General features: G+C 37.6%; 5 protein-coding genes. 4 read left to right on the top strand and 1 reads right to left on the bottom strand.

Going from position 1 to position 6,929, the window contains the following annotated elements; all coding sequences use genetic code 11:
- The first annotated feature begins 227 nt into the window (after window positions 1-227).
- Window positions 228-1,847, top strand: coding sequence for a phosphoenolpyruvate carboxykinase (ATP) (gene pckA / locus Phpb_RS02020; RefSeq protein ID WP_065388952.1), 1,620 nt, complete (start codon window positions 228-230; stop codon window positions 1,845-1,847).
- Window positions 1,848-1,894: 47 nt separating this feature from the next.
- Here the strand turns inward: pckA and Phpb_RS02015 are convergent, their stop codons facing one another.
- On the bottom strand, window positions 1,895-2,590 hold the full coding sequence (locus Phpb_RS02015; protein ID WP_065388951.1) for a pirin family protein: 696 nt from the start codon (window positions 2,588-2,590) through the stop codon (window positions 1,895-1,897).
- Between the two features lie 739 nt (window positions 2,591-3,329).
- On the opposite strand from Phpb_RS02015, the gene Phpb_RS02010 reads away from it, so the two are divergent.
- From Phpb_RS02010 to Phpb_RS02000, 3 genes are all read left to right on the top strand, one after another.
- On the top strand, window positions 3,330-4,667 hold the full coding sequence (locus Phpb_RS02010) for a sensor histidine kinase (protein ID WP_065388950.1): 1,338 nt from the start codon (window positions 3,330-3,332) through the stop codon (window positions 4,665-4,667).
- The gene (locus Phpb_RS02005) at window positions 4,667-5,293 is read left to right on the top strand and encodes a response regulator transcription factor (RefSeq protein WP_065388949.1); all 627 of its coding nucleotides are present in this window, start codon (window positions 4,667-4,669) and stop codon (window positions 5,291-5,293) included. The genes Phpb_RS02010 and Phpb_RS02005 overlap by 1 nt, the downstream gene beginning before the upstream one ends.
- A 107-nt stretch (window positions 5,294-5,400) precedes the next feature.
- On the top strand, window positions 5,401-5,892 hold the full coding sequence (locus Phpb_RS02000) for a GlcG/HbpS family heme-binding protein (protein WP_065388948.1): 492 nt from the start codon (window positions 5,401-5,403) through the stop codon (window positions 5,890-5,892).
- Window positions 5,893-6,929: the final 1,037 nt, after the last annotated feature.

The following is a 6,929-nucleotide window of genomic DNA, read 5'->3' as shown; positions in this document are numbered from 1 at the left end:
CGGAGGCCAGCGTAAATCCGTCATAAAGACGGTGGCGGCCTGAGAAGTGGGAAGCCTCGCCGTTTTTACGGCGGGGAGCAGTCACAACTGTTTTCGTGCTTTTGGCCCGAGATCAAACTTAAAAAAATAGTGGGTTTTCAATTTTTTGATAACTATCGCGGTTAATTAATCATAACTATTTATTATTGCTCACAGAAAAAGCGTGACTACCCACCAGGAGCAATGACATGAGTGTTAAAGGCATTACCCCGCAGGAACTCGCGGGCTACGGAATTCATGATGTTAACGAAATTATTTATAATCCAAGCTATGAGCTGTTATTTTCAGAAGAAACTAAACCTTCACTCAAAGGCTGCGAGAGTGGCACTCTGACCAACCTGGGGGCTGTGGCTGTCGATACGGGGATCTTCACGGGTCGTTCACCCAAAGATAAGTATATTGTTCGTGATGATGTTACCTGTGACACCGTATGGTGGGCTGACCAGGGAAAAGGTAAAAATGATAACAAGCCATTACAGCAGGAAACGTGGACACATCTGAAAGGCTTGGTAACTAAACAGCTTTCAGGCAAACGTTTGTTTGTAGTTGATGCTTTCTGTGGTGCTAATGCAGATACACGATTGAAAGTCCGCTTTATTACAGAAGTTGCGTGGCAGGCCCACTTTGTTAAAAACATGTTTATCCGCCCGTCAGATGAAGAGTTGGCTGAGTTCAAACCAGATTTTATTGTGATGAACGGTGCAAAATGCACCAACCCGCAATGGCAAGAGCAGGGTTTGAACTCTGAAAACTTTGTTGCGTTTAACCTGAAAGAGCGTATGCAGCTTATTGGCGGTACTTGGTACGGTGGTGAAATGAAGAAAGGGATGTTCTCTATGATGAACTACCTGTTGCCACTGAAAGGTGTTGCTTCGATGCACTGTTCTGCCAACGTGGGTGAAAAAGGGGACGTTGCCGTTTTCTTTGGCTTGTCCGGTACAGGTAAAACCACGCTTTCTACTGATCCAAAACGTAAGCTGATTGGTGATGATGAACACGGTTGGGATGATGATGGTGTGTTCAACTTTGAAGGGGGTTGTTACGCGAAAACCATCAATCTGTCCAAAGAGGCGGAACCCGATATCTATCATGCGATTAAACGTGATGCGTTGCTGGAAAATGTTACTGTACTGACAGATGGCACGGTTGATTTCAATGATGGTTCAAAAACGGAAAACACTCGTGTTTCTTATCCTATCCACCATATTGAAAACATTGTTAAGCCGGTTTCCAAAGCGGGCCATGCAACTAAGGTCATTTTCCTGACTGCGGACGCATTTGGTGTGTTGCCTCCAGTATCTCGCTTGACACCTGAACAGACTCAATATCACTTCCTATCTGGTTTTACGGCAAAATTGGCAGGTACCGAACGTGGTGTGACTGAACCGACACCCACATTCTCTGCATGTTTTGGTGCCGCATTCCTGACTTTGCATCCAACCCAATACGCGGAAGTATTGGTAAAACGTATGCAGGCAGCAGGTGCTAAGGCTTATCTGGTGAATACGGGCTGGAATGGTACGGGCAAACGGATCTCGATTAAGGATACCCGTGGAATCATTGATGCCATCCTAAATGGTGATATTGAGGAAGCTGATACCATTACATTACCTATTTTCGATCTGGCGGTTCCGACAGCGTTGCCGGGTGTTGATACCGATATTCTTGATCCACGTGAGACTTATACAGACAAATCTCAATGGGAAGAGAAGGCGAAAGATTTGGCTCATCGTTTTGTCGACAATTTTGATAAATATACCGATACCCCGGCGGGGGAAGCTTTAGTGAAAGCGGGTCCTAAACTGTAATTGTGAATTTTTTAGCCTCATCCGTTAGGGTGAGGCTTATTTGATATTTATGCCGGAGAAAGGTCAAACAACAATATTTCACTATCGTTGCTGCTGTTAAGTTGAAGATTGATTTCATCCCGGATAGCCAGACCATCGCTGGTGGTGGCTTTGACGCCATTAACCGTCACTTCGCCACGAATGACTTGTATCCAAATATAACGACCTTTTTCTGCAACATATTCGGCGGTTTCGTGATCCTTAAGTACCCAACGCCATAAAGTCATATCCTGAAATACTTTCAGTGAACCATCCCGGGCATCAGGCGAGAGCACCAATTGGCGGCCTTGTACATCATCAAAACGGCGCTGTTCATAACGTGGTGTTAAGCCTGTTTTATTTGGGCTAATCCAGATCTGATATAGATGCAATTGGCGATCTCTGTCCGGGTTGTATTCTGAATGACGAATACCGGTACCTGCGCTCATAATTTGGAATTCACCGGCAGGTACCCGTTCTTTATTTCCTATACTATCCTGGTGTTCAACGGTGCCGGAAAGAACGTAGGTCAGTATTTCCATATCTTTATGCGGATGGGCGCCAAAACCTTGACCTGCTTGGATGGAATCTTCATTAATCACTCTCAACGCTGAGAAACTCATAAAATTGGCGTCATAGTAGTTGGCAAATGAAAAAGTATGCCAGCTAGTTAACCAGCCATGATCGGCATGGCCGCGATCTGATGCTTTGCGTAAATGGATCATATTCAAATCTCCTCAATAGTTTTTACAGTCTAGTTGAGAAGAGATAGCATTAAAGCTTAAAAATCTGACCTAAATTTTTAAATATTTTGAATAACTGGCGATTGGAATAATTAATAAAAAAAAGCCAGCACCCGGCTGGCTAAAGTAAACACTGGAAGCAATGTGAGCAATGTCGTGCTTTCATCTGTACCCTGAAGACGGTTCATCTGAAAGCGATACGAATGATAATAATTATCACTATCGATTGTAAAGCGTTTTTTCTGGTCAAAGATAGAATAATGGTGAGAATTTGTTATAACCATTTGATAAATATTGCTATTTATATAGAGCTCAGTGTGATTTTTAAGGGAAAGCAAACGATTTCACAGAGTCGATTTGTTAAGTGATCATCCTAAATTATTCAGTAAATTTGACATTTTATTAAGAGTCTTAACAGAAGTTACCGTAAACCCTTATCCAAGGTTTATTTGTTAAAATTATTTTATTCAGGACTGAAAAGTGCTTAGAAAAGTTGAATAAAACTAATATAGCGTTGGAATTTAATTTACCGTAGCCAGCTATTTATTTTACAAAATGTATTGATGAAATAATTATGCTGTAATGAATTTTAATGTGCGGCTCAACGCCAAATTTTCTCTAAAATTTACCCATTCTGAATTTATTTACTCTAATAAGCTGTTTCCTTTATATATTCTGACTGTGTTTTAACGTCATGAAAGATATCTTTTCAGGTAATTATATGTGGCATTTTTTGGCGTGGATTATGTTAACAGGTTTGACTGTTTGGGGAATGATTAATCATTCACTAAATCAGAATTATCAACAACAAACAGTTTCATTTAATATTCTTTATCGCGAGCTGAGTGAAAAGTTGGCACAACATGACGCTATTGTATCGCTAACGGATACTAATATCGAATTAGATCAGCTACAGGAAAACTTTCCGCAAATTGTCGGATTGCAAGAGATGCCAATGAATGTATTAATCTTCCCTATAATCAGTGAAGAGGGAGAAGGAAGATATTGGCTTAATAGTAAACGTGATAGTATCCGGTTATTGATAGATCTCAATATTCTGATGAAAGATCTATCATTATTATCACAATTTCGGATGGTACAACTGGATTGGAATAGTCGCCCATTGATTACCTATGGGCTGGAGAAAGAGCACTATTTTTGGAACTGGGAGAAAAAGTTAACCAATCGTTTTCAGCCTTTTGTGCTTAAAGTGGGTAACGACCAACAATGGTCTAAACTTCCGTGGGGTTATATTGCTTGCCTGAGTTTTTTATGGGCAGTGATTATCTGTTTTATCTTTTTAATTCAGAAGAACAAAAGATTGAGGAAAATTTCTGATTTACGAGCACGTTTCTTTGAATTTACCCGCTTAAATACAATGGATGAAGTGGCGACGGGTGTTGTTCATGAATTAAATCAGCCTTTGACAGCGATTATGAGTTATAACCAAACCGCATTGCGGTTAATGAAAAAACAGCAATATGATAAAGTGATGCCGATATTGGATTCATCAATTTTGCAGACTCAACGCATCGCAAATTTATTGACGCAATATCGTCAAAAACTGACGGCCGGTAGTATTATTTTTCAACCTGTAAATATTCAAGCGATATTAGGTCGAGTTGAGATATTGCTCGAAAATGAAATTAAGGCCGGTAAGATAAAAATAATAAAGCATATTTGTGATGAGCTGCTGATGATATCTGCCGAGCCGTTATGGATTGAGCAAATATTCCATAATTTAATCAGCAATGCCATTCAAGCACAGCAAGAGCAAGGTCAGTCAGAATATCAAAATTGGATCTGCATCGATATCACTTATATTAATGAAATGATAAGAGTCACCATAACAGATGGTGGCCCTGGATTAAGTGATGAAGCTTTAAAGAACGTGTTTATTCCATTCTTCACAACACGCCAACAAGGTATGGGATTGGGAATGACGTTAACGGAAACATTAATTCATAAACTTGGTGGTGATATCAATGCTGAAAATTGTGAAACGGGAGGAGCGCGTTTTATTATTTGGCTACCAACTAATAAAGGTGAGGAGAAATAATGGCGGCAGTGATTTATCTTATTGATGATGACGAAGCGATCCGTGATTCATTATCTATGTTATTAGAAACAATGAATTGGCAGGTAAATTCATTTCCTGGTGCGCAAGAATTTCTTGATGAAATTGGTAGCAAGAATATTACAGCGCTTCAGGGATGTATTTTATTGGATATTCGTATGCCGGGAAAACCTGGATTGGCATTGCAGGCAGATCTATTGAAACTCAATAGTACATTACCGGTCATTATCATGACCGGACACGGAAATATTGATATTTGTCGTCGTGCTTTTAAGAACGGCGCTTTCGAGTTTTTAACCAAACCTATTGATGCAGATTTATTAATTGAAACAGTTTCAAGTGCATTATTATTTCATCAGAAAGTATTTAAGCAACGTCAGATATATGAACAATTAAAAACGAAATTCAGCCAGTTGTCTGAACGTGAAAGGGAAGTGATGAAAATTATTTTAGAAGGTAAAACCAGTAAACAAATTGCTCAACAGTTATCGTTATCACCACGTACTATTGAGGTTCATCGTGCTAATATATTTCATAAATTGGATATACACTCTTTACCGCAGTTAGTCAAAGAGTATGAATTATTTAAGTCATTATCTTATGACTAAGTATTTCTACTGAGTCGAATAAGTAATTGGCCGAATAGCTATAGCCGATAAACCTCATTAAGTTAGAACAGGATAATTCATCAACTTAAACTTAATGAGGTTTACCTATGAAACATTCTCTTTTCTATACTGTACTGGCAGCAGGTTTATTCGCTCAAACGGCTTTTGCTTCATCACTAATTACTGAACGTAATATTACCCTTGAGATAGCAAATAAATTAGCTTCTGAGGCAATTCAGTCTTGTCAATCGAATAATTATAACGTGGCGGTTTCTGTTATTGATAAAAGTGGGGTTTTGAAAGCGGTTCAGCGTATGGATAAAGCCGGGTTGCATACTGTTGAGGCGAGTAAAATGAAAGCTTATACCGCGTTATCTACCCAGAGAACGTCAGAGGACGTCATGAAAACGGCGCAATCAAATCTTGGCGCTCAATATTTAGGGGATATTCCAGGCTTCTTATTACTTGGTGGAGGTGTTCCGGTTAAATCTGGTAATGAAGTGATTGGCGCAATTGGTATTGGTGGCGCACCGAGTGGTTCTTTAGACCAACAGTGTGCTCTTGATGCAATTCAAAAAATTTCGTCAGATTTATCTTAATCATAACGATTTATAAAATGTGCAGGGGTAAAGATAATGAATTAAATCTCTATTTCTACTCATGATGACAATATTCTTTGTATTGATTTTAGGAATGTGGAAATTAGGTTTAATATCTTTCATGATCGTATCCCTGCTGCGGATAATTTATTGAAGGTAAATATTATCTCTAATTAATGATAAGAGATTTTTTTACTTTAATTCTATTGTTTATTTTATAATAATAGTATCTAATTGAATATTATCTCAATTAGATACTATTTGTTCATAATTACTCTAGCCTATAATAATGATTTTCTTTTATCCAGTTTATTATGAATATTAGTTATCAAGGTGATTACCTTTCTCTCCGTTTCATCACTGAGAATTTTTAATATATATTCATTATTTCATATGTGAACCTTTTTTTACCTAATTCAGAGATAGTTGTTTGGCGAAGTTACCTATATTTCTAGAGGTGAATTTAATTGATGGTAATTTTCACTGATCATGAATATATTATTTAAATTTAGTTAGCTCTATGGATATGTGTTTTTATTATTATTCTATGACGTTAGAATATAAACTTTTCTATAGTTTATATTCTGTCTTTAAAGTTGTTTAATAATATTTAAATTTATGCTAAGCCAAATGTTAATTAGATAAAATCAAATATGGATTAGATCGATTTTAATTATTTAACTTTGAAATAAAAAATATTTTTTCTATTTTATTTGACGAAATGTAAATCTAGATATTAACTGAATGTACCGTAGTGATGTTGCTTATAAAACGCTATTACATTACGGCTATAAATCATGATTGATTTAATATTTTAGGGATATTAATGATATCCCATATAACTCCTATCGTAATATCTAATATGACATGTAGTTTCGGAGCGTATTTTCTTGGTTGCATATTATAGCCATACTCATTCGGAGAATGTTACTTATGAACGTCAAAAATCTCTATGGTCACCCTCGTTTTTGCAACACTCATTTTGATGAATTTTGGGCTTGCTTAAATCTATCCGGCGTCACTATAGGCAAGGATGC

This window comes from Photorhabdus namnaonensis (assembly GCF_001684335.1).
Taxonomy (GTDB): Bacteria; Pseudomonadota; Gammaproteobacteria; order Enterobacterales; family Enterobacteriaceae; genus Photorhabdus; species Photorhabdus namnaonensis.
The sequence above is the reverse complement of the archived record's forward strand: the minus strand, read 5'-3'. Positions and strand labels throughout refer to the sequence as shown.

Coding starts and splice junctions, on each gene's coding strand:
- Phpb_RS02005 (WP_065388949.1), top strand. CDS start 4,667: ATGGCGGCAGTGATTTATCTTATTGATGATGACGAAGCGATCCGTGAT.
- Phpb_RS02010 (WP_065388950.1), top strand. CDS start 3,330: ATGTGGCATTTTTTGGCGTGGATTATGTTAACAGGTTTGACTGTTTGG.
- Phpb_RS02015 (WP_065388951.1), bottom strand. CDS start 2,590: ATGATCCATTTACGCAAAGCATCAGATCGCGGCCATGCCGATCATGGC.
- Phpb_RS02000 (WP_065388948.1), top strand. CDS start 5,401: ATGAAACATTCTCTTTTCTATACTGTACTGGCAGCAGGTTTATTCGCT.
- pckA (WP_065388952.1), top strand. CDS start 228: ATGAGTGTTAAAGGCATTACCCCGCAGGAACTCGCGGGCTACGGAATT.